Below are 21,719 nucleotides of genomic sequence, written 5' to 3' on the forward strand. Positions count from 1 at the left end.
ATCAACTAAAGAAAGGGCCAAGTTCGCACTTCCACCGACCGCTCCGTCACGGACGTCGGCCTCGTCCTGACCAGGATTTTTACCCCTAATGCACCTCACGGTGATCCCTCACGATCAGGACGTCAACATGCGTCCTAACCGTGATTGGCGCTGCGCCTCCGCCCGGACAATCGCGACGACTTACGGATCGGGCAGGTCGACGCAAGACGGCCAACCCGGTCGACACAGCCTCGGCCCAGTAGCCGACCAGGTTGAACGCGTATGTCGGCACGTGCGTGGGGACCCCTGACCCACTGGTGGGCACGATCCGACCCCCAGGGCTCAAGGTCCAGGTGAGGAAGGTGCCCTCTCACCAGCGACTGCCAGGTACCGAGTCTGCCCGAACAGCAGACTCGGTAGCTCACATTAGGTGGTGTACGGCGGGAGCAGGCGTTCGGCGGTCGCGCTCACTTCGGCGATTTCCGCCGTGCTCAGTGTCGCCGGTTGCCTGGTGATCCAGCCACGCACCTGAGAGGCGCGCAGCAGCGGCACGCCGGACGCCTTCGCCACCCGCAGCAACGGCATGTCGGCTCCGTGGACGGCCACTACGGGGACGACGATGACGCGACGCCCAAGTTCCCGGGTAAGGGTGTCGGCCACCCGCCCCGCCTCGTAGAGCACGGGCCTGACGATCTGCCCGCCGGAGGCGCCGCCGACCCTGACCGACCGTCCGCGCCGGACCAGCCGCTTTCCCCGGTGCCAGTTCTTGGTGTCCACCACGAAGACGCCCGTCTTCCCGATCACCAGATGGTCGACGTTGGCCCGGCCGCTGGGCAGGGCCCGGTCGTGGAGCACGGTGTATCCGTGCCGTCCCAGAGGACGCAGCATCCTGGCGGTACGCCGTTCGCCGATCGCCCCTTTGCGCCAGGTTCGTACGGCCTCGTGCCGACGCCAGCGGTACACCGTGTCCGCGGTCCCGACCACAACGGCGACCAGTAGGGCCGTCGGCCAGTTCCACAGCCACCACACCGCGATCGCGCTCACCAGCACGAGCCCCGCCCGCAGCGCCAGCCGCCGGGTCCTCCCCTCAGCGAACTTCGCCCGGTACTGCGCATGCGCCGAGGCGCCCGCACCGGCCGTACCGGCCGTACCGGATGGGCGAAAGAACATGAAACAACCTCCGGGGGAAGAACATCAATGCATACCCCAGAAATGTATAACGATCATCAACAATAGAAGAATACGGTTTTCGGTGCACCCATATTCATATATCCGAAAATCAAATCCCAACGTCTGACGTCTGATGCCTTTCCCCAGAAGAGGACCGTTGTTCGAGTCGCAGGAACATCGGTTGCAACGGGCCTCCGAGGGTCTCCAACGCGACGTTCCCGACGTTCCGTCGGCGATCGACGGTCCATCCAGCTTGTCATCACCGCCTACGAAGCTGGGCTGGTACGGCCCGGCTGGAGGGTTTGACGGCATCCGTCGGGGACACTCCCCGAGCTCATCGCCGGACGCGGGACCGGGATGCTCTACGCCCCACTGGGAAAAACCGGTTTTCCGTCTGAACCGGCTTCAATACACTCGCCACGAACGGCGCACCGGGCGTTGTGACGAGAGAGGGGCCAGTCGTGCGACACAGCACCGCTGCGATCGTCCCCCCGTCACGACACGAGGTGATCCTGGTGTCTTCGTCGTCCCGGTGTCCGCTGCGCGGCTGACACCGGATGACCTCCTGACGACCATCTGATCCCTGTCCGGCGCCGAAGTCGCCGGCCGGGTCTCTCCCGATGCGGTCACCCCGCACGAGGACTCCCCATGGCCCGGTCCCGGGCCGTTTCGTCAGGCGATCGCGCTGTCCTGTCCGGACCCCGAGAAGGGCCGTAGGCCGTGCGTACCGACCAGTTGAACAACGTCCGCAACCTGGGCATCCTCGCCCACGTCGACGCCGGGAAGACCACCGTCACCGAACGGATCCTGTACGTCACTGGCACCACCCACAAACGTGGCGAGGTGCACGACGGGACGACCGTCACCGACTTCGACCCCCAGGAGCGCGATCGCGGGATCACCATCTTCGCCGCGGCGGTGAGCTGCGTCTGGGACGGTCACCGGATCAACCTGCTCGACACCCCGGGCCACGTCGACTTCTCCGACGAGGTGGAGCGCTCGCTGCGGGTGCTCGACGGCGCGATCGCGGTCTTCGACGGCGTCGCGGGAGTCGAACCGCAGAGCGAGGCGGTGTGGCGGCGGGCCGACCGGCACGGGGTGCCGCGGATCGCCTTCGTCAACAAGCTGGACCGCGCCGGGGCCGACCTCGACACGGCCGTCGAGTCGATCCGCGCCCGGCTGCACGGGACCCCGCTGGTGGTCCAGCTGCCGATCGGGCGGGAGGACACCTTCACCGGGGTGGTGGACCTGCCGCGGATGCGGGCGTTGCTCTGGGACGACGACGGCGCGTTCACGGAGGGTCCGGTGCCGGAACCCCTGCTGGAGGAGGCGCTCCGGCGTCGCCGGCTGCTGGAGGAGACGGTGGCCGAACTGCATCCCGTGGCGCTGGAGGAGTTCTGCGCGGAGTCGGCGGTCTCCGCGCGGACCCTCACCTCCGTGCTGCGCGACCTGACCCGTACCGGTGAGGGCGTCGTGGTGGTGTGCGGATCGGCCTACCGCGACCGGGGGATCGAGCCGCTGCTGGACGCCGCCGTGGCCTACCTGCCCTCCCCGCTGGACGTGCCCGCGGTACGCGGCGTCCAGGACGGCTCGCCGCAGGAGCGCGCCGCCGACCCGGCGGCGCCGTTCTCCGCTCTGGTGTTCAAGGTGAACGCGACCGCCACCGGGCGGCTGACGTATGTGCGTGTGTACTCGGGAACGGTACGGAAGGGGGACACGGTGCTGGACGCGGGAACGGGACGCACCGAGCGGATCGGCCGGATCCTGCGGGTGCGGGCCGACCGGCACACCGAGGTGGACCGGGCGGTGGCCGGGGACATCGTCGCGGTGGTCGGGCTGAAGACGTCCCGCACCGGGACCACCCTGTGCGCGCCCTCGGCTCCGTTGCTCCTCGAACCGCCGGCCGCGACCGACCCGGTGGTCTCCGTCGCGGTCGAGGCGCGCGGGGGCGGCGACGCCGACCGGTTGGCGACGGCTCTGGCGCGGCTGGTCGAGGAGGATCCCTCGCTGACCGTCAGGACCGACGCCGAGACCGGTCAGACGGTGCTCTCCGGGATGGGCGAGCTGCACCTGGAGGTCGCGGTCGAGAAGATCCGTCGCGCCAACGGGCTGGAGGTCGGTGTGGGCCGGCCGCAGGTCGCCCACCGGGAGACGGTCGCCTCGGGGGTGTCCGGGCTGCTGTACCGGCACGTCAAGCAGGACGGGGGCGCCGGTCAGTTCGCCCACGTCGTCCTCGACGTGGGTCCCCTGGAGGCCGGTTTCGAGTTCCACTCGACCGTCACCGGTGGACGGGTTCCCCGGGAGTACGTCCGGGCGGTGGAGGCCGGTTGCCGGGACGCCCTGGCAGACGGCCCTCTCGGCGGTCATCCGGTGACGGGTCTGCGGGTCACGCTGACCGACGGGGCCACCCACCCCAAGGACTCCTCCGAGCTCGCGTTCCGGGCGGCGGGCCGGCTCGCGCTGCGGGAGGCCCTGCGCGCCTGCCGGATGGTGCTGCTGGAACCGGTGGTCGAGGTCACGGTCGTCGTGCCCGGTGAAACCGCGGGCGGGGTGCTCGGCGACCTGGCGGCACGGCGTGGCCGGATCCTGGACACGAGCGCGAGGACGGACACGGTGGTGATCACCGCGACCGTTCCGCTGGCCGAGGTGTTCGGATACGCGACCCGGCTGCGCGGCCGGACCCGGGGCCGGGGGACCTTCACCACCCGGACCGCGGGCTACGCCCCGGTGCCGGGCGTGGCCTCCGCCGGGGAACCGTCCCGATAGGACCTGACAACGGCCCCGCCCGCGTCCGCGCGGGCGGGGCTCAGGCGTCCCGTTCGGCGTCGTAACCCGCGTGCGCGGGAGGACCCTGCGGGTGTCCCAGGAGGCCGGGCCGCACGACGCCTCACCCGCGTGCGCGCAGGAGGGCCCTTGGGTGACGGCTTCCACGTGCGCACGTGTTTTGTCGGTGACGATCCCTAATGTCCCGCGCATGACAAGTGCGACGTGGGCGTACGGCTACGCCGCGCCTCCCAAGCCGGTTGAGGGTCGTCCGGAACGGCCGGCCTCCGGCTGCGTCGTGTCGAGCGCGTGGGAGACCGAACCGTCGGGAACGCGCCGCACGCCGACTCACCGACGTGGTTTCTCCGGGTGTGCGCGGACCACCAGGATCGTCGTGGAGGGGGCCCGGTGACCGCCTGGCAGGAGGTACGCGACCTCGTCGTCGCGCGCAGGGTCAAGGCGCTGACGGACCGCGTGGCCGTACTGACCGAGGCCGAGCGGGTCGAAGTGGCTCGTCGGCTGCCGGAGCTCCTGGCGGAGCTGCGGGAGAACGCCGAGCGGAAGACCCGTGAGGACTGGCGGGCCCGCCTCCTGGCCGACTACGGCGCGGAGGACGACTGGCCCTCCTGGTTGCGGTCCTCCGCGCAGACGGCCGCCCGTTCGGCGGGGCGCGACGGGCTCGCCGAGTTCGGGACGCCGCTGCGGATCGTCGGCGCGGGCACGATCTCGGGCCCCGCCGCGGCGGTCGCCTGGCTGGCCCGCCGCGAGTTCGCCCCTCGATGGGCGGCGGCGCCGCCCCCGGCAGAGCTGGTCCGCACGCTGGCCACCCGTCCCGCTGCCTGGCAGGCCGACGTGGCGGTCCGGCTCGCCAGGAAGATTCGTACGGCGGACGACCACGTCATCCCGCTGGCGCTGGCGCTGCTGCGGACGTGTGGCGTCGAGCCGCCCAGGCACGACCCGCTCGTGCTCGCCTGGCTCTCCGCCGGGACGGTTGAGGACGACCCGCTGACGGACATGCTGCTTCCCCGGATCTTCGAGGCGGAGGGGGTGGGCCGCGCCCTGCGAGAGGAGCGGCTGACCCCCGCCCCCACCCTGTGGCTCGCCCGGATCCAGTGGCTCCTCAAGGCCGGGAAGGTCTCACGTGAGGAGTTCCTCGACGGCTGTCTGAGCCGTTTCCTGCGGGGTGGCGACGCCGTCGACCTGCGGTTCTTCGTACGGTTGCACGAACTCCTCGCGCCGGAGCCGCACGAGGCCGCCGCCCGGGCGCGTGACTACCTGCGGCTGTTGCCCACCGCTCCCAGCGCGGTCGCCACGCTGGCGCTCGCCCAGGTCCGCCGTACCGGCCCGCACGACGCGGCCGACGTCGCCGAGGCGATCGACGCGCTGGTCTTCCGGCCCGAGGTGAAGCTGGCCGACGCGGGCCTGCGCTGGCTCGACGAGGAGGTACGGCGGGCGCCCGAGCTGGCCGGGGAGACGGCGTCGGCGCTGGCCACGGCGTTCGCGCACACCTCCTACCAGGTGCAGCGGCGCGCGGCCCGGATCGCCGTCAAGCGCGCCGCCGCGTTCGGGGCCGGGGCCGCGACGATCACCGACGCCGTTCCGTCGCTGCCCGCCGACCTCGGCGCGCAGGTGGCGGCGGTGTTCGGTGGCGAGATCGCGGGGGCGGAGACACCCGAAGCGTTCGCCCCCGCGGCGTTGCCCGTCGTCGAGGAGCCCGGCCCCTTCCCCGCCCCCTCGCTGGACGACCCCCACGGCGGCTGGGTGGGGTGCGAGCGGTGGCTGGCCGCCTTCGTCAGGCAGGCCGGGGGTGACCGTACGGCCCTGCGCGAGCGGCTGGCGGCCTTCTCCCGCCTGGACGACGGGACGGGACCGTGGCTCGACGCCTCCTCCTGGATCACCGCCCTCGCCAGGGAGGTCGTCGCCTCCGGGAGCGACCCCGGGGTGCCGGAGGCCGCACCGGTCGATCCCCTGGCCGGTACGGGCTTCTCGGTGACGCACGCCGCCGCCGACGAGGACGAGTTCCTGCCCAGGGACTGGCGGGATGAGATCTTCCGCCGGGTCGCGGAGCTCGGGGTCTTCGCGCAGAGGCTGCTCATGCCCTCGCCGGACCGGGCCGAACCGCGCTTCGGCCTGAGCCTTCTCCCAGCGAAGTACCGCACGCGGAACCGGTTGCCCGACCCCCGGAACGTCTCGGGGCCGCACATGTTCCTGCTGCGCCGGTTCGCTGAGCTGTACGACGCGCTGCGGAAGGGCGCGCTGCCGCCCGTTCTGCTGGCGACGCCCACGTCGATGACCGGGCATCTCGCACCCGACGTGCTGGTCGAACGGCTGGAGGTCTGCGCGGCGGCGGGGGTCGAACCGCTGCCCGCCGACCTGTGGCAGGCGTTGCTGCGGCTGCCGAGGGGGCGCCACGCCGAGGCGGCGGAGCGTGCCGCGCGGGTCGGGTCGCGGGCGGCGGAGGCCGTCGCCACTTGGTTGGCCGGGGGCGGCCTGTCCGACCCCGAGACGGGCGTGAAGTGGGGATACGTCAGGAACGCGCGTGAGCGCGTCTTCGACGACGACGAGCTGACGCGCTCCCCGAACATCCGGCTGATACCGGTGCTGCGCGCCGAGCCGACCGGGCACGACCTCGTCGACGAACTGCTCGGCGAGCCGTCGCGGTGGTACCGGGAGGGGTACGGCCAGGCCATGGAGTGGTGGCCCGCGATCCTGCCGTCGCACCGGGAGGTCGTCGCCGTCAACTACCTGCCCCACCTGCTCTACCAGTGGGACCGTCCGGGGGTGTACCCGCCGCATCTCGTGACCCTGACCCAGGCGGACGGCCCCGCCGGGGAGGCGACCGCGCTCGTCCTGGCCTACTTCCTGGCCGCCGAACGCCCGGAGGCCGTACAGGCGTTGCTGCGGATGGCGGCCAGGGGGGATCTGCCCGGTGCGGCGGTCGGCCGTCAGCTGGCGTATCTGATCCGCCGCGCCTGGTTCGAGACCCGTCCGGTGCTGGCCGCCCTCACCGAGGCCGTCCACCAGGGCGCGCACAGGCAGGTCTGGGAGATCCTCAGGACCATGACGCCGATGCTGTTGCCGGGCAAGGGGGAACGGCCGACCGTCGTCCACTCCGAGCTGGTGGCCCTCACCGCCGACGTGGCGTCCTGGACCGGGGCCAAGGGTGAGATCCCGGAGGTCTCGTCCCACGCGGCGCGGGGCGGCAGGAGCCGTTTCGTCCGTGAGTGCACCCGGCTGCGCGACCTGCTGGCCCCCGAGAAGGCCGGGAAGACCGAGAAGGCCGGGCAAGGGGCCGGCTGATGTACGGAGGTCGCGCCCGGCGTCGCCGTCGCCGAGTCGGTCCCGGCCATGCGCCTGGAACGCGTGCGGTGACGCGTCGGGCCTCCTCGCTCCGGCATGCGCTCACCACCGGCCGGATCCGCCGGTTCCGGCCGCCAGAAAGACCGTCAGTGACCCGAGACCTCGTTCGTGTCCTGCTCTCGTACGGCTTCCGCCGGGCCGTACCGTCGGGGCCGGTGGCGTCCGGAGGCCGTGGCCGGCAGGGTGACGGCGGTCAGCGCGGACAGCAGCAGCCAGGGCGCCGTGAAGCCGCCGGTCAGGTCCTTGACCAGGCCGAGGGCGGGCGGCGCCAGGACGACGGCGATCTGGTTGGCGGCCATGGCCGCGCCGAGGGCGAAGCCCGTCCTGCCCGGGGGCGCCGATTCGGCCACGTGGGCGACCCATGGGCCGTACCAGCCGATTCCGAAGAAGCCGAGCCAGACGAACACCAGGCAGGCCGCCACGGGCGAACGCCCCACCGGGGTGGCCAGCGCCGACATCCCCACGGTCACGGCGGCCACGCAGGTCAGGACACAAGTGTGACGTCCGGATCGGCCTCGGTCGCTCCAGGCCGCCAGGCAGACGCGACCGGCGACCCCCGCCCCCTGGACCGCCACCAGGACCAGGGCCGCCGGGCCCGCTTCGAGGGCCGTCACCTCGTGGAGGTACAGCGCGGTCAGGACGCCGATCCCGCTGTGCACCGAGACCAGGCTCATCCCGGAAACAACGGTCCTCACCATGGCCGGTTCGCGGAGCGTCCGTGACCGCGATCCGAGCGAGCCGCCCGGAGAGCCGGGGAGAGGCCGCGCGGGCGGCCTGCGGTAGAGGGCCACGAAGGCGACGGCGCCCAGCAGCGCGACGAGCGCACCGGCCGTGAGCGCCGCCCGCAGGCCGAGTTCGGCGGCGAGGGCGGGCAGCGTGGCCGCGGCGAGCGCACCCCCCAGCGGCAGGCCCGCCTGGCGGATTCCCATCGCCAGCCCCCGCTGGGACGTGTCGAACCAGGACGCCACCGACTTGCTGCCACCGGGCTGGACGGTGCTGTATCCGGCGCCGACGGCCAGCAGGACGAGGAGCAGGGACTCATACGTCCGCGTCGTGCCACCCACCCCCAGGCTCACGGCGACGACGCAGGCGCCCGCCCCGACGACCCAGCGCTCGTCGTGGCGGTCCAGCAGCTCCCCGGCGACCAGCAGCCCGACCAGGGGGGCCAGTTGCGCCGCCGAGAGCAGCAGGCCGAGCTGGGCCGTGCTCAGGCCGAGGTCGCGTTGCAGGTGGACGCCCATCGCCCCGATGCCCTGCACGAAGAATCCGGAGGCGGCCTGGGTGAAGGTGGCGACGCCGAGGACGACCCACCGGTACCGCTCCCTCACGGGCGCCAGCACAGCGCGGGGTCGGGATGGTCGAAGAAGCCGAGTTCCCGGTAGAGCGGCTCGCCCTCGCGGGAGCCGTACAGGTCGACCCGGACGGCGTCGCTCTCCCTGAACCAGTCGAGCAGGCCCCGCATGATCGCGCGGCTGTGGCCACGTCGGCGATACGCCGGATCGGTGACGACGCCGATCACGTGTCCGATGCGGCCGTTGCGCGAGTGCGGGCCGGGAAACCACTGCTCGACGGTGCCGATGCCGCAGGCGGCGAGGCCTTCGTGGCCGTCCACGACGAGGATGCGCGCGTCGTCCCGCGTCAGTTTCTCCTTCAGGACCGTGGCGAGGGCCGTCCGCCATTCGTCGCCCGCCGACGAGGGGTTGAAGAAGTCTCCGCCGAGGTCTCCGAACAGCAGCGCCCGCAGGCGGACGAGTTCGGCGATGTCGTCCTGGGACGCCTGGCGCACGCCGGTGTGATGTGTCATACGGACAAGGGTGATGTAATGGTCTTATGCACCTCAACCCTTACGGCGGAGACGCCGTGAACCTCGCCGCGGATCTGGCCAACCGGCGCCCGGCGACCGCCGAGGAGCTCGCGGACCGCTGCGAGGCCGCCGGACTCGTGCTGGAACACCCGGTCACCCCGCAGGACGTGGACCGCGTCCATGCCGTACTCGACGAGTGGGAGAAGGTCGTCGACGCCGACGACGAGCACGAACGCGCCGAACTGGTCAACCGCATGCTGGCCGGGTCCGCCGCCTACCCACGGCTGACCGACCACGCGGGCAGCGGCTGGCACCTGCACTACCGCGACGACCAGCGGTCGCTCGGCGCCGTGCTGTTCGCGCTCATCTCCGTGGGCACCGCACTGCATCTGGTCGGGCGGGGAATGCACCGGCTCCGGCGGTGCGCCGTGGCCGAGTGCGTCACGGTCTTCGCCGACACCTCCCGTACCGGGCGGCAGCGTTACTGCTCCCAGCGGTGCGCCAACCGCGACGCGGTTCGCCGGCACCGCGCGGGCCGCGCCGCCGAGAGCACCACCGGGGACGCCACCGAGGGCACCGTTGGGGACACCGCAGAAGGCACAATCGAGGGCGCCGTCCTACGGGAGCCCGTACACGCCCCCCGGGACCGGCACGAGCCCGGTCAGCTTTCCCGGGGGCCGGGCCGCCGCACCGTCCGCCGCTGAAGGTTCTCGGCGAACCTCTCCCACACGGCGGCGTTCTCCATGGCCACCTGGCAGACCAGGCCGACGCAGTACTCCGGGACGACGCCGACCAGCCACTCCGAGGACTGGGCGAGCGCGGCGTTGGCGCTGAGCAGGCGGAGGAGGTGCCGGCCGCGTTCCGCGGACCGGAGGGAGGGGTCCTTCATCAGGATGTTCAGGGGCGACCTCCGGCGCTGGTCGCGCCCGGGTTCGGACGCCGAAGGCCGGCGCGACCCGGGCGGCGTCCTCTCCGGCGCCCGCGGGCGCAGTGCCCTCGGCAGGGGGTCCTCCCCACGTCGCAGCCGGTCGCGGACGTCCCGCACCGTGCCCGGTGAGATCCCCACCTGCTGCGCGATCCTCCGCAGGGAGGCCTGCGGCTCCTTGACGATCAGTTCGGCGGCGCGCATCCGGCCGGCGGAGCCGTCCAGCGGGCGTGTCCGGCCGTCACGCCCCAGCCGGGCCTTCGGCTGCGCGTCCTGCGGGAGTACGGTGCGGCGGATGTCCGCCACCTTCCGCGCGGACAGGCCCGAGATCCTGGCTATCGCCCTGTCCGACCAGTGCGGGTGCGAGCGGAGGATACGGGCCGCCGCCGCGACGCGGTCCCCCGTGGAGAGCGGGAGGCCGTGGGCCGTGTTCTCCTTGACGGCCACCACGAAGGCGTCGTGTTCGTCGCCTTCGAAGAACCGCACACGAATGGTCTCCTCACCGCGTACGACCGCCGCCTGTAGCCGGTGCATTCCGTCGATGATCCGCATGGTCTCCCGGTGCACGATCACCGGAGGCAACGTGTCCTCCGTACCGGAGAGCATGCGTATGTGCTGGGCGTTCTCCCCGAGGCGCCGTGGGGAGTCAGCGGGAAGCAGCGAACCGACGGGGACCGTCTCAACCGCGGAAAGCTCGGGCTGATAGCCCTCTCTCGTGTGGGCGCCGTCTGACGACGCCGTCTCTCCGGCCTGAACAGCCAATTCTCTTCTCCCTCGGCGAAGGGTGCCCTTTCTCCGTTCCTGGACCAGGTCGTCCGACACGCCGATCACGCGTTCCGGTGTCGCGCGCCCCGAAAGAAGGAATGCCCCACCACCGCTTTACCGATATCTCGTTTCCGCGGGCGTCACGGCCGATAAATCGCCGACGGCCGCACTCTTCTCACGGAATACCGCCACAGAGGCGCCGACCGGTCGACGGAGACGGCGACCCGGCCCCGTCAGCGGCGCACCCCGGAAACCTCCGGCACGACGGGCGGAGGAAGAACACGTTCTGAACGAATATCGACACGACCGTTAACGCCCCGCCCGGAACCCGTTTCGGTCCGACACGGACCGTTCCCTCTTTCAGCGCCCCAGGGCTGCGAAAGACGACCCCCCACTCCCCGAGACATGAAGACCACACGGGCCGACCGGAACAGATTGACCTGGTAAAACATTCACCCTGTTGATATCGCAAAACAATATGTCACCCTCAAGAGTGACTGTCAACTATTGTCAGACAGGTAATCGCGACCTCTGCCGCTTCGGTCCTCCCGTCAACCGCTTATTCACACGGACGGCGGCGACGATGCTCCCACCCCCTCCGTGAAAGGGACTTCCGTCCCGTTCGCGAATCGACACGACGCCCGGCCGGGAAAATACCGCCCGATCCCCGCCCTGTTGACACCCGAACAATGCCGCACGACCCGAAGGGACCGTGCCCGCCACCTCAGGAAAGGCCGAGAAGTTCTATGCGCCGAGAACGCCTCGCATTTCCCGGGCCCGGCCGTCGTCGAAACCCGGCGAATTCCCCACGTGGGCCCCGGGTCTCAGATCCCCGCTCCGTCCGGGAGGCAGCCGGAGCACCCCGTCCGAGCCCTTCGCCGAGGGCCCGGGGAGCGGTCAGGCGGTCAGGGCCCCAGCGGACGTCGGCGTCCGAGTCGGACAGTACGGCCCGCAGCGCCTCGGTCACCTCCGGCCGCGCGCTCCACGACCTTGCGCACGTCGAGGTCGGGGTCGTCGGCGAGCGTCTCCAGGGCGGCGGACGGTACCCAGGCCGACGGCCACCGCTCCACCGACAGGCACGCACCGACGAAAGACGACGATCAAGATGAGGCGTTGAGGAGGGCGTTGATGTCGGTTTCGCGCTAGCGGCGTTTCGCCCTTCGAGGTCCTGGCCGACTTCGAAGGGGAGCCACGGCCGCGTCGCGAGGGGGACGGGCGTCGTACCCGGCGGTGACGGGTGGCGGATCATCGCGTACGACTCGACCTCACCCTACGGAACCGGGACGCGCCCCCGCGCCGTCCAGACCGTACGGAGCCGCCACCCGTCACCCCTTCGCCCTCGCCTTGGACCGCGTCGTTCTTCGTTCGAGGTCGGTGGCGAAGGCCATCCAGGCGGCGGCGTTCGCCTTGGCGGCCTGGCTGACCAGGCCGACGCAGTGCTCGGGGACCGCGTCGAGCAGGTCCTCCCCCGACGCCGCGAGCAGGGTGCCCGCGCTGAGCAGCCGCAGCAGGATCCGGCCGCGCTCGACGGACCGGAACGACGGGTCGTTGATCAGGGCACCGAGCGGCGACGCCCGGCGCCAGCCGTACCCCGGTTTGGACGGGACGCTCCTGAGGGGAGGACTTTCCGGCTTCCGCTGTGACTGTGGCTCCGGTTCGGGCCGTGTTTTCATGGGCCGTGCGGAACTGGGCAGCGGGCCCTCCCCACGCCGTAGACGGTCGCGGACGTCCTGTACCGTGCCCGGCGAGATCCCCGCCTGCTGTGCGATCCGCCGGAGCGAGGCGCTCGGCTCCTTCATGATCAGCTCAGCCGCGCGGGTCCGGCCAGCGGAGCTGTCCAGGGGACGGACCCGGCCGTCCTGTCCCAGCCGTACCGCCGGTTGGGCGCCTTCGGGAGACGCGGCACGGCGGATGTCGCGCACCACCCGGGCGGACAGCCCCACGATCCTGGAGATCGCCCGGTCGGACCAGTGAGGATACGACCGGACGATCCGGCCGGCCGCCCTGGCGCGGTCGTCGGCGGAGAGCGGGAGGCCGTGGGTGGTGTTCTCCCTGACGGCGATCACGAAGGCCTCGTGGTCGTCGCCGTCGAAGAACCGCACCTGTACGGTTCCCTCCCCCCGCAGCGTCGCCGCCCGCAGCCGGTGCATCCCGTCTACGACGCGCATGCTCCACCGGTGCGCGACCAACGGGGGCGGTACGGTGTCCAGCTCCGCGAGCAGCCGTACGTGCTGCGGGTCCTCCCCGAGGATCCGTGGTGAGTCCGAGGGAAGCAACAAGGTGACGGAGACCACTCCGACCTCTGATAGCCGGGACCGGTAGTCCTCGCCGAGCACGGCCGCCCCGGCCAGGTCACGCCCGGCGGCGCGTTCTCCCCATCCTTGCGTTGAGGTGGTCAACGAGTCCTCCATGAACGCCCCGGCCGTGTTCCGTCTCCGCCCGGGTCGTGGTGCTGGAAACAGATCCGCGACGGTGTTCCGGCCGGTCCAGGCCATGCCCGGGACTCACGGACCGGAGCGGGACGGTCGACGACCGCGCGTGGCTCCGCTTTCCCTTTCCCTTCCGAACGATGTCCATGACCAGCCATGGTCACTGTGACTTTCCCACCCTGTGATTGTCAACTGAAGCAGCCTTGATTGCTGTATATCGAGACAACAGTTGACACCGGCCCGCTCTGCGACCACGGTGGACAAGCCCGGTGAGAGGTAACCCCGCGACCACGGAGGGGCACGCGGCGGCCGTCCTCATATCTCCGTCGTAGCACTCGTGACCGGGGAGAACCCGTGCACCGCTTCCGTGGACGCGATCGAAGCGATCCCTTTGTATATTGGTTGACACGCCACCACCGGCCTCGGAGAAGTATGCCTACGCCCCAAAAACCAGCCAGCCTGGCGGAGAAACTGGACACCCTGTTCCAGTTGCGCCTCCACCCCGAGCGGGCAACGGATCCGAATCCCGCCCGGCGTGAGTTCTCCTACGGAGAGGTCGCGGAAGCCATTCGGCAACAGACCGGGGGCCGTATCCGCGTTTCCCGGCAATATCTGCAGATGATCCGTGAGGGCCACAGGCCGGGAAATCTGAGTCTCGACAAGGTCGTCGCACTGGCGAACTTCTTCGGTGTCGACCCGATCTATCTCTACGAACCCGGCATGCTCGAATCGGGAGACGAGGCCCGGGTCGACGCCCAGGTTCGCCGCATCGACGAACAGCTGAAACTCCTGCGCACCATGCGGGACAACCAGGTCCAGTGGCTGGTCGGACGCCTGCTGGACCCCTCGGACGAGGGACGGGAGCGGATCAGCCGGATCATCGAGGCGATCCGCGGCCTTGAGGCGGCCATCAGCCCGGCCCCGGCGGCGCCGCCCACCGCCCAGAGGACCCCGGAAGAGGAATCAGGCACGTAGGAGGCGAGAAATGCGAATCCACCGTCCTCTTCTTTTGTGACATTCAAGGAGACCCCGGTGCGATATCGCCAGGCGAAAAAACACGATACGGTGTTCTGGAAACGCTCAGAAGCCAGGGAAACCCACGTGTCGGACGGCCATCGTTGAAGAGGACACAGCGCACGTCCTGTGAGCTTCTGATCGAGGAGCTTGAGGACGGCGACATCATTCCCGACCCCTTCGATCTTGATCTGTTCGTCAGCCGTGTCGGGGAACGGCAGGGGCGCCAGATTTTTCTGGTCCCCATATCGGCGGCCCGCAGCATGCCGTGCGGGCTCTACATAAAGTCGAAGACGGCCGATTTCCTGTGCTACGCCCGCAGCGGCTCCCCGTTGCACCAGTGCCACATCATCCTGCACGAGCTCGGGCACCTCCTGCTCGGCCACCAGGACAGCGGGTGGCGCGGTGAAGTCCTCCACAACGTGCTCATGCCCGACCTGGATCCCGAGATGATCAGAAGCGTGCTCTGCCGTAACGGTTACGGCACTCCCGCCGAGGACGAGGCGGAGGTGTTCGCCGACCTCGTCCTCGCTCCCCGCGTGCTCTCCCCCGACCTCAATCTCGTCTCCGCGGCGGAGCCGCCTCCCGAGATCGCCGACGTGATCAGGAACATCGAACGCACCTGGGGCACCCAGACGGGACGTCCACGTGATTGACTTCCTCTTCATCTACTGGGTGGAGATCGTCATCATCTGGGCGATCGTCATCCCGATGACCCGCCACCTGGTCTCCCGCCGCCGCTCCGCCACCGACATCGCCTCCCTTGTGCACATGGTGACGGTCAGCCTGGGAGCTCTGGCGCAGTCCCCGTCCCTCCGTCCCAGGATCGACGCCCTGACCGGTGTCGACGGTCTCGGGCGCTGGATGGCGTTCAGCCTCATCCTGTACTCGGTCGCGGCGTTCTGGACGGTGGTCTCCTACCTCACACACCGTCCGGGCGGCCCCTCGCCACGCCCCCGCGTCCGCGCGTTCTGGGTGCTCTGCGCGACCTCCACCATGGGCGTGCTGCTCATCGGCTCCGGCACCCGGGACGACGTGGGCGCGAGCTTCCTCGCCGTCTACGGGGGAAATCCCCTGGTCGTCGGCTGCTACACGGTCTTCATCGGCTACATCGCCATCGTGCTGGTCGCCACGCTGCGCGCGGCCGGGCGGTACAGGAAGTACACCCGGCGGCGGTATCTCCGGGTGGGGATGGAGCTTCTCCTCGCGGGTGGCGTCTTCGGCATGGCGTACTGCCTCTACCTGGGGGCCACCGTCGTGACGAGCTACCTGCACCTGCCGCTCCCGCTCGGGGCGACCACCTACGCGGCGACGTACCTCGGCTTCGGCACGGTCGTCCTCTTCCTCGCCGGACCGACGATCAGCGTGTGGGGGCCCCGGTTGACGGCGCCGTTGCGGGCGGTGGCCCAGCGGCGGGCGCTGCGCCGCCTGCACCCCCTGTGGCTGGCGTTGACGGACGCGATGCCGTACCTGCGGAGTCAGGCCTCCCACACGCTCGGCAACGCCGCCGGGTACCGGCTGTACCGCAGGGTGATCGAGATCCATGACGGGCTGCTCATCCTGGAGCCCTACCGGGACCCGGGCCTTGATCAGGGGTCCCTGTCCGACACCGTGGCCCGTGCCCGGTCGATCTCCCGTGCCCTGCGCGCGTTCTCCGCCGGGGAAAGCGGTGCGGACGCGGAGGACGGCCACCTGAAGCCGGAGCGGGCGTCAGGAAGGGTGAACGCGCCGACCATGACGCTCATGAAGGACGAGGTCGCCTACCTCACCCGGCTGTCCCGCGCCTACGCCCGTCTCGGCGACGAGGCCTGACCCTCCCGGGAGATCACGCGGGCAGGGCCCGGCGGGCGTAGGCGCGGACGTCGGCGTCCGGGTCGGACAGTACGGCCCGCAGCGCCTCGGTCACCTCCGGCCGCGCGCTCCAGGGGGTCAGCGCGAGGACGACGGCCTTGCGCACGTCGAGGTTGGGGTCGGTCGCGGCCTCGGTGAGGAGGGGCACCGCGACCTCGGGGTCGGACGCGCCCAGGCAGCGGGCCGCACCCACCCGCACCTGCCAGGCCGCGTCCCCCAGCCCCCGTACGGCCGCCGCCGTCAGCGGGGAGCCGGTGGCGCCGGACGATTCGAGGGCGGCGGCCCTGACGAGCGGGTCGGGGTCGTCGGCGAGCGTCTCCAGGGCGGCGGACGGCTTGCCGATCGTGCCCAGCCCCGTGGCCACCCGGACACGGACCTCCCGGGAGGCGTCTCCGGCCGCCTCGGCCACCAGGCCGGACGCGTCGAGGGAGACCAGGCCGCGGATCGCCTCGATGCGCACCCGGTGGTCGGCGTCCCGGATGCCCGCCGCGAAGACCTCGGCGTCTCCCAGCCGCAGGGCGCGCAGCACGTCCAGCGCGCTCGCCCTGACCATGGCGTCCTGGCTGTCCGTCCGGGCGGTCAGGCCCGCGCCGAGCGCGGCGTCGGCGGGCAGCACCTCGACGAGTTCCCGCAGGCCGTTGGCGGCGGCCCGCCGTACCATGCCGTGGTCGTCGGCCAGGGCGGCGACCAGCGCCTGACCGGCGCCGTCGGGCACGGTCTCGGTGAGCACCGCGATGGCCGCCCGGCGCACCTTGGGGTCGGGGTCGGCGAGGTAGGGGGTGAGCCGTTCGACCGGTGGCTGCTCCTCGGCGAGCCGGTGCAGTTCCAGGATGCGGGGCGAGCGGCCGACGGCGGTCCCGGCCGAGCGGGTCTCCACGGCCGTGCGCACCGGGGCGCTGGTGTGGGCGCCGATGAGCACGGGCTCGGCCTGGACCGGCTGGAACTCCTCGACGGGCACGATGTACGGCTCGACGGGACGCTTGACGAACTCCATGGCGCCGTCGGACCGGCGGCGCAGGTTCAGGTGGAACAGCCAGCCCTCGTCGTCGCGTTCCGGCAGGTCGGCGCGGTCGTGGTAGAGGCCCCAGCGGCTCTCGGTGCGCACCAGGGAGGAACGGGCGGCCATCTCGGCGCAGTCGCGGATGAAGTCCACCTCGACGCAGCGCATCAGCTCGTGCGGGGTGTGCGCGCCCATCGCGGCGATCTCCTGGCGCATCCGCTCGAAGGACTCAAGCGCGATCTCCAGCTTGGCGCCGGTCTTGGGCGGGGCGACGTAGTCGTTGACGAAGCGGCGCAGTTTGTACTCCACCTGCGGCTGCGGCGGCCCCTCGGGGTTGCGCAGCGGCCGGTAGACGAGTTCGTGCGCGGCGGCGACCTGGTCCTCGGGGAGCGTCGCGGGGACCCGCTGGCCGGCGGCGGCGTGCGCCCCGGCGAGGTCGCCGAAGACGAAGGCGCCGATCATGTAGTTGTGCGGGACGCACGCCAGGTCTCCGGCGGCGTACAGGCCGGGGACGGTGGTGGCGCCGTTCTCGTCCACCCAGACGCCGGAGGCGGAGTGGCCGCCGCACAGGCCGATCTCGGAGATGTGCATCTCCACGTCGTGGGTGCGGTAGTCGTGGCCCCGCCCGGCGTGGAAGGTGCCCCGGGTCGGTCGTTCCGTCGAGTGCAGGATGGTCTCAAGGGCCGAGACGCTCTCTTCGGGCAGATGGGTGAGTTTGAGGTAGATGGGGCCGCGGGCGGAGTCGATCTCGGAGGCGACCTCGGCCATCATCTGCCCCGACCAGTAGTCGGAGTCGACGAACCGGTCGCCCTTCCCGTTCACCTGGTACCCACCGAACGGGTTGGCCACATACGCGCAGGCGGGGCCGTTGTAGTCCTTGATCAACGGGTTGATCTGGAAGCACTCGATGCCGCTCAGCTCGGCCCCGGCGTGGTAGGCCATGGCGTAGCCGTCCCCGGCGTTGGCCGGGTTCTCGTAGGTGCCGTAGAGGTAGCCGCTGGCGGGCAGGCCGAGCCGCCCGCAGGCGCCGGTGGCCAGGATGACCGCCCCGGCCCGTACGACGACGAACCTCCCGCTGCGGGTGTCGAACCCGGCGACGCCGACCGCCCTGCCGCCCTCGGTCAGGACGCGCACGGGCATGACCCGGTTCTCGATCCTGACCCTCTCCCTGATGTCGCGGCGGCGCAGCACCCGGTAGAGGACCTTCTTGACGTCCTTGCCCTCGGGCATGGGCAGCACGTAGCTGCCCGAACGGTGCACCCGGCGGACGGCGTAGTCGCCGTACTCGTCCTTCTCGAACTTCACGCCGTAGCCTTCGAGCCTGCGGACCATGTCGTGGCCACGGGTCGCGGTCTGGTGGACGGTCCGCTGGTTGACGATGCCGTCGTTGGCCCTGGTGATCTCGGCGACGTAGTCCTCGGGGGTCGCCTTGCCGGGGATGACGGCGTTGTTGACCCCGTCCATGCCCATGGCCAGGGCGCCGCTGTGCCGTACGTGGGCCTTCTCCAGCAGCAGCACCCGGGCGCCGCGCTCGGCCGCGGTGATCGCGGCCATCGTGCCCGCGGTGCCGCCGCCGACGACGAGCACCTCGCACACCAGTTCGAGACGGTCCGTGACCGGGGGAATCTCCACTACAGCTCCTTCAGGATGCGTTCGCGCAGGGCCGCCCTGGGCCCGCCCCGCGTCTCCAGGACGGTCTTGACCCCGGTACGGCCGAGCACCGCGACGCGGTCGGCCAGCAGCAGCGCCTCGTCCACGTCGTGGGTGACGAAGACGACCGTCGCCGAGGTGTCGCGCAGCACGTCCAGCAGCAGGCGTTGCATGTCGGCCCTGGTCTGGGCGTCCAGGGCGCCGAAGGGTTCGTCCATCAGCACCGCGCGCGGCGCGCCGACCAGGGCGCGGGCCAGTTGCACCCGCTGGCGCATGCCGCCGGACAGCTCCCTGGGCAGCCGCTGCGCGGCCTCGGCCAGGCCGACCCGGTCGATCCACTCGGTGGCGGCCCGCGCGCGTTCCCGCCGGGGGACTCCCCTGATGGCCAGCGGCAGTTCGACGTTGCGCCGTACGGTGCGCCACGGCAGCAGGCCGTCGTCCTGGAAGACCATGGCGCGCTCGGCGCCGGGGCCGGTGACCGGTTCGTCCCCGGCCAGGACACGTCCCTCCCAGGCGGGCAGCAGCCCCGCGAGGGCCCGCAGCAGCGTGGACTTGCCCGAGCCCGAGGCCCCGACGACCACCATGACCTCGCCGGGCGCGACGTCGAGGGCGACGTCGCGCAGCACGGCCGTCCCGCCGTAGCCGAACCCGGCCCCGTCGAGCCGGAACGAAAGCCCGGTACGGCCCGCCCCCACGGTGATCCCGCTGGTGAGTGTCACGTCCCGCTCCCTTCCCCACGCGGCAGCCAGCGGGTGACGCGTCTGCCGACCAGTTCGACGACGGAGGAGGTCAGCCAGCCCAGGGCGCCGATGGTGACCATCCCGACGATCACCCCGGGGTAGTCGACGATCGTGTAGGCGTGCCAGGTCCGGTAGCCGACCCCGAACTCGCCGGAGATCATCTCCGCGGAGATCACGCAGATCCACGCCACCCCCATGCCGACCGAGAGGCCGCCGAAGACGCCGGGCAGGGTGCCGGGCAGCACGACGTTCCACAGCACGTGGCGACGGCTCCCGCCGAGCGTCCTGACCGCGTCCTCCCACAGCGTGGGCAGCGCCCGTACGGCGTGCCGGGTGCTGACCATGACGGGGAAGAAGGCGGCGGTGAAGGTGATGAACACGATGCCCTGCTCGTCGGTGGGGAACAGCAGGATCGCGATGGGCACCAGGGCGATGGCGGGGATGGGCCGTACGGCCTCAAGGAGCGGCAGCAGCACGTCGCCCGCGCGGCGGGAGCGGGCGATCAGCACACCGACGGTGATCCCGGCGACGGCGGCCAGCGCGAAGCCGGTGAGGATGCGGATGAGGCTCTGCAGCAGGTCGAGGTAGTACAGCCGGGTCGTGAGCTGGGTGGCGAAACGCGCGGCGACCTCACCGGGCCCCGGCAGCCGGTCGAACCTCAGCCACAGTCGGGCGTCGGTCGCGGTGAGCGCCTGCCAGAGCCCGGTCGCCACCAGCAGGCAGCCGATCCTGGTCGCCCACCGCACGGCCGGGTGGCCCTGGGGGCGCCCGCGCCGTACGGCGGGGCGGGTCACCGGGCGGTCCTGGACGCTCTGACGCGCGGGGCCGGTCACCGGGACGCCTTGAGGACGGCCTTGAGGGCGTCGTCGTAGGTGACGGCCTCGGTGCCGGGGTGGGCGTCGCGGTAGGCCCTGGCGCCGTCCTCGGTGGTGAAGGGCAGGAACTCGGCGTTCTTTCCACCGTCGGGGTCCCTGACCCAGACGGCCCGGTCGGCGAACCAGCGGGTTCCGGTGGCCGTGTCGGGGACGTAGGCGGCGCGGACCTTCGCGGTGCCCGCCCCGGCGATCTGCCGCAGCAGGCAGGTGGGGGTCGCGGCGGGCCGGGTGGTGTCCTGGCCGGACAGCCACAGCTCGGAGGCGGTCGCCGGGTCCTTGACGGGGACGTCGCAGACGGGGTCGGTTCCGGTGATCGCGGCGGGGTTGACGGTCGAGGCGAGGTCGGTCTCGTAGGCCGGGCCGTACGCCCTGCGGAGGTAGGTGTCGTTGACGAACGTCGTGACGTCCACCCCGGAGAAGCCGTCGCCGATGCGCCTGAGGTAGGGCACGTCGTGCTCGTGGGCGGCCTTGAGCTGCGGCTTCAGGGTGGCGTCGAAGGTGGAGACGCCGTTGGGGCCGTTGTAGAGGTAGACGACCTCGGGGGGAAGTCCCGTCTGGCCGGCCACGGTCAGCGCGGCCTGGAGCGGGTGTTCGTGCAGGTAGCGGGTGGCGTCGAGCTGTGCCTTGAGGAAGGCGTCCACGACCTCGGGGTACTCCTTGGCGTAGGCCTGGCGCAGCACGACGCCGTGGAAGGTCGGCACGTCCAGGGCGGCGCCGTCGTAGAGCAGGCGCGCCTTGTCCTGGAAGACCAGCAGGCCGGGCCAGGCGACGAACTGGGCGTAGCCCTGGACTCCGCCGGACTCCAGCGCCGAGGCGCCGACCGGGGGTTGCTGGTTGACGGTCTCCACGCCGGTCGCCGGGTCGATGCCCGCCTTCTCCAGCGCCTGGACCAGGGTGCCGTGCCCGGCGGAGCCGACACTCGCGGAGATCTTCCTTCCCTTGAGGTCGGCCAGCGTCCTGGCGGGCGAGTCCTTGGCGACGACGACCATGTTGAGCGCGCCGCGCAGGTTGTAGCCGGTGATGGAGACCAGTTCGGTGCGGGCCGAGGGGGTCTGCTGGGTGCGGGAGGCGTTGATCAGCAGCGGGTAGTCGCCCATCGAGCCGATGTCGATCTTCCCGGCCACCATCTTGGCGGTGATGGGGGCGCCGGTGTCGTGGTCCTGCCACTCGACGGTGTAACGGTCGCCGAGCCGCTTCTCCAGGTAGCCGAGCGAGCGCAGCAGCGTCCCGGCGGTCACGGTGTTGATCGTCTTCGACTGGTAGCCGACGACGAGGTGGATCTTCCCGTCCCCGGAGGAGCCGTCGGAGCCGCCGGCACCGGCGACCGAGCAGCCGGAGAGCAGGAGCGTCAGGGCGGCCAGCGCCGCCGTACGGAGAGGTCTCATCTGACGGTC

15 protein-coding genes are annotated in these 21,719 nt (G+C 71.3%); 6 read left to right on the forward strand and 9 right to left on the reverse strand.

Features of this window, described 5'->3' with window-relative positions; genetic code table 11:
* Positions 1-405 precede the first annotated feature (405 nt).
* Entirely contained in the window at positions 406-1,149 is a 744-nt protein-coding gene (locus ABZ463_RS26855) for a nuclease-related domain-containing protein (RefSeq protein ID WP_362780202.1), read from the reverse strand.
* Positions 1,150-1,869: 720 nt separating this feature from the next.
* Here ABZ463_RS26855 and fusA point away from each other — a divergent pair.
* Entirely contained in the window at positions 1,870-3,915 is a 2,046-nt protein-coding gene (fusA, locus tag ABZ463_RS26860) for an elongation factor G (protein ID WP_362780204.1), read from the forward strand.
* 405 nt (positions 3,916-4,320) lie between these two features.
* Entirely contained in the window at positions 4,321-7,212 is a 2,892-nt protein-coding gene (locus tag ABZ463_RS26865; RefSeq protein ID WP_362780207.1) for a DUF6493 family protein, read from the forward strand.
* Positions 7,213-7,358: 146 nt separating this feature from the next.
* Here ABZ463_RS26865 and ABZ463_RS26870 read toward each other — a convergent pair whose 3' ends face one another.
* Positions 7,359-8,600, reverse strand: coding sequence for an MFS transporter (locus tag ABZ463_RS26870; protein WP_362780209.1), 1,242 nt, complete (start codon positions 8,598-8,600; stop codon positions 7,359-7,361).
* Positions 8,597-9,076, reverse strand: a complete 480-nt coding sequence (locus ABZ463_RS26875) for a GNAT family N-acetyltransferase (RefSeq protein WP_362780212.1) — start codon at positions 9,074-9,076, stop codon at positions 8,597-8,599. The genes ABZ463_RS26870 and ABZ463_RS26875 overlap by 4 nt, the downstream gene beginning before the upstream one ends.
* A gap of 26 nt (positions 9,077-9,102) precedes the next feature.
* On the opposite strand from ABZ463_RS26875, the gene ABZ463_RS26880 reads away from it, so the two are divergent.
* Entirely contained in the window at positions 9,103-9,780 is a 678-nt protein-coding gene (locus ABZ463_RS26880) for a CGNR zinc finger domain-containing protein (RefSeq protein ID WP_362780214.1), read from the forward strand.
* Here the strand turns inward: ABZ463_RS26880 and ABZ463_RS26885 are convergent.
* Positions 9,738-10,607, reverse strand: a complete 870-nt coding sequence (locus ABZ463_RS26885) for a ParB N-terminal domain-containing protein (protein ID WP_362780216.1) — start codon at positions 10,605-10,607, stop codon at positions 9,738-9,740. The two genes, ABZ463_RS26880 and ABZ463_RS26885, sit on opposite strands and share 43 nt — an antisense overlap.
* Before the next feature lie 1,484 nt (positions 10,608-12,091).
* Entirely contained in the window at positions 12,092-13,165 is a 1,074-nt protein-coding gene (locus tag ABZ463_RS26890; protein WP_362780218.1) for a ParB N-terminal domain-containing protein, read from the reverse strand.
* A gap of 648 nt (positions 13,166-13,813) precedes the next feature.
* Here ABZ463_RS26890 and ABZ463_RS26895 point away from each other — a divergent pair.
* The 3 genes from ABZ463_RS26895 to ABZ463_RS26905 all read left to right on the forward strand — a co-directional run bounded on the left by ABZ463_RS26895 (position 13,814) and on the right by ABZ463_RS26905 (position 16,021).
* Positions 13,814-14,170: a hypothetical protein gene (locus ABZ463_RS26895; protein ID WP_362780220.1), complete on the forward strand. Its 357-nt coding sequence runs from the start codon at positions 13,814-13,816 to the stop codon at positions 14,168-14,170.
* Between the two features lie 143 nt (positions 14,171-14,313).
* Positions 14,314-14,865: a hypothetical protein gene (locus tag ABZ463_RS26900; RefSeq protein ID WP_362780223.1), complete on the forward strand. Its 552-nt coding sequence runs from the start codon at positions 14,314-14,316 to the stop codon at positions 14,863-14,865.
* The gene (locus tag ABZ463_RS26905; protein WP_362780226.1) at positions 14,858-16,021 is read left to right on the forward strand and encodes an MAB_1171c family putative transporter; all 1,164 of its coding nucleotides are present in this window, start codon (positions 14,858-14,860) and stop codon (positions 16,019-16,021) included. The genes ABZ463_RS26900 and ABZ463_RS26905 overlap by 8 nt, the downstream gene beginning before the upstream one ends.
* 13 nt (positions 16,022-16,034) lie before the next feature.
* Here the strand turns inward: ABZ463_RS26905 and ABZ463_RS26910 are convergent, their stop codons facing one another.
* Genes ABZ463_RS26910 through ABZ463_RS26925 form a run of 4 tightly spaced genes read right to left on the reverse strand, consistent with a single transcriptional unit; the run spans position 16,035 to position 21,710 of the window.
* Positions 16,035-18,692 carry a fumarate reductase/succinate dehydrogenase flavoprotein subunit gene (locus ABZ463_RS26910; RefSeq protein ID WP_362780229.1) on the reverse strand — a complete coding sequence of 886 codons (2,658 nt, stop codon included), beginning with the start codon at positions 18,690-18,692 and terminating at the stop codon, positions 16,035-16,037.
* The gene (locus ABZ463_RS26915) at positions 18,692-19,429 is read right to left on the reverse strand and encodes an ABC transporter ATP-binding protein (protein WP_362780231.1); all 738 of its coding nucleotides are present in this window, start codon (positions 19,427-19,429) and stop codon (positions 18,692-18,694) included. The genes ABZ463_RS26910 and ABZ463_RS26915 overlap by 1 nt, the downstream gene beginning before the upstream one ends.
* The gene (locus tag ABZ463_RS26920) at positions 19,426-20,283 is read right to left on the reverse strand and encodes an ABC transporter permease (protein ID WP_362780235.1); all 858 of its coding nucleotides are present in this window, start codon (positions 20,281-20,283) and stop codon (positions 19,426-19,428) included. Before ABZ463_RS26920 ends, ABZ463_RS26915 begins: the two co-directional genes overlap by 4 nt.
* Complete coding sequence (locus ABZ463_RS26925; protein ID WP_362780237.1) at positions 20,280-21,710, reverse strand: ABC transporter substrate-binding protein; 1,431 nt, start codon at positions 21,708-21,710, stop codon at positions 20,280-20,282. Before ABZ463_RS26925 ends, ABZ463_RS26920 begins: the two co-directional genes overlap by 4 nt.
* Positions 21,711-21,719 lie beyond the last annotated feature (9 nt).

The organism is Streptosporangium sp. NPDC020145 (assembly GCF_040631275.1).
Taxonomy (GTDB): Bacteria; Actinomycetota; Actinomycetes; order Streptosporangiales; family Streptosporangiaceae; genus Streptosporangium.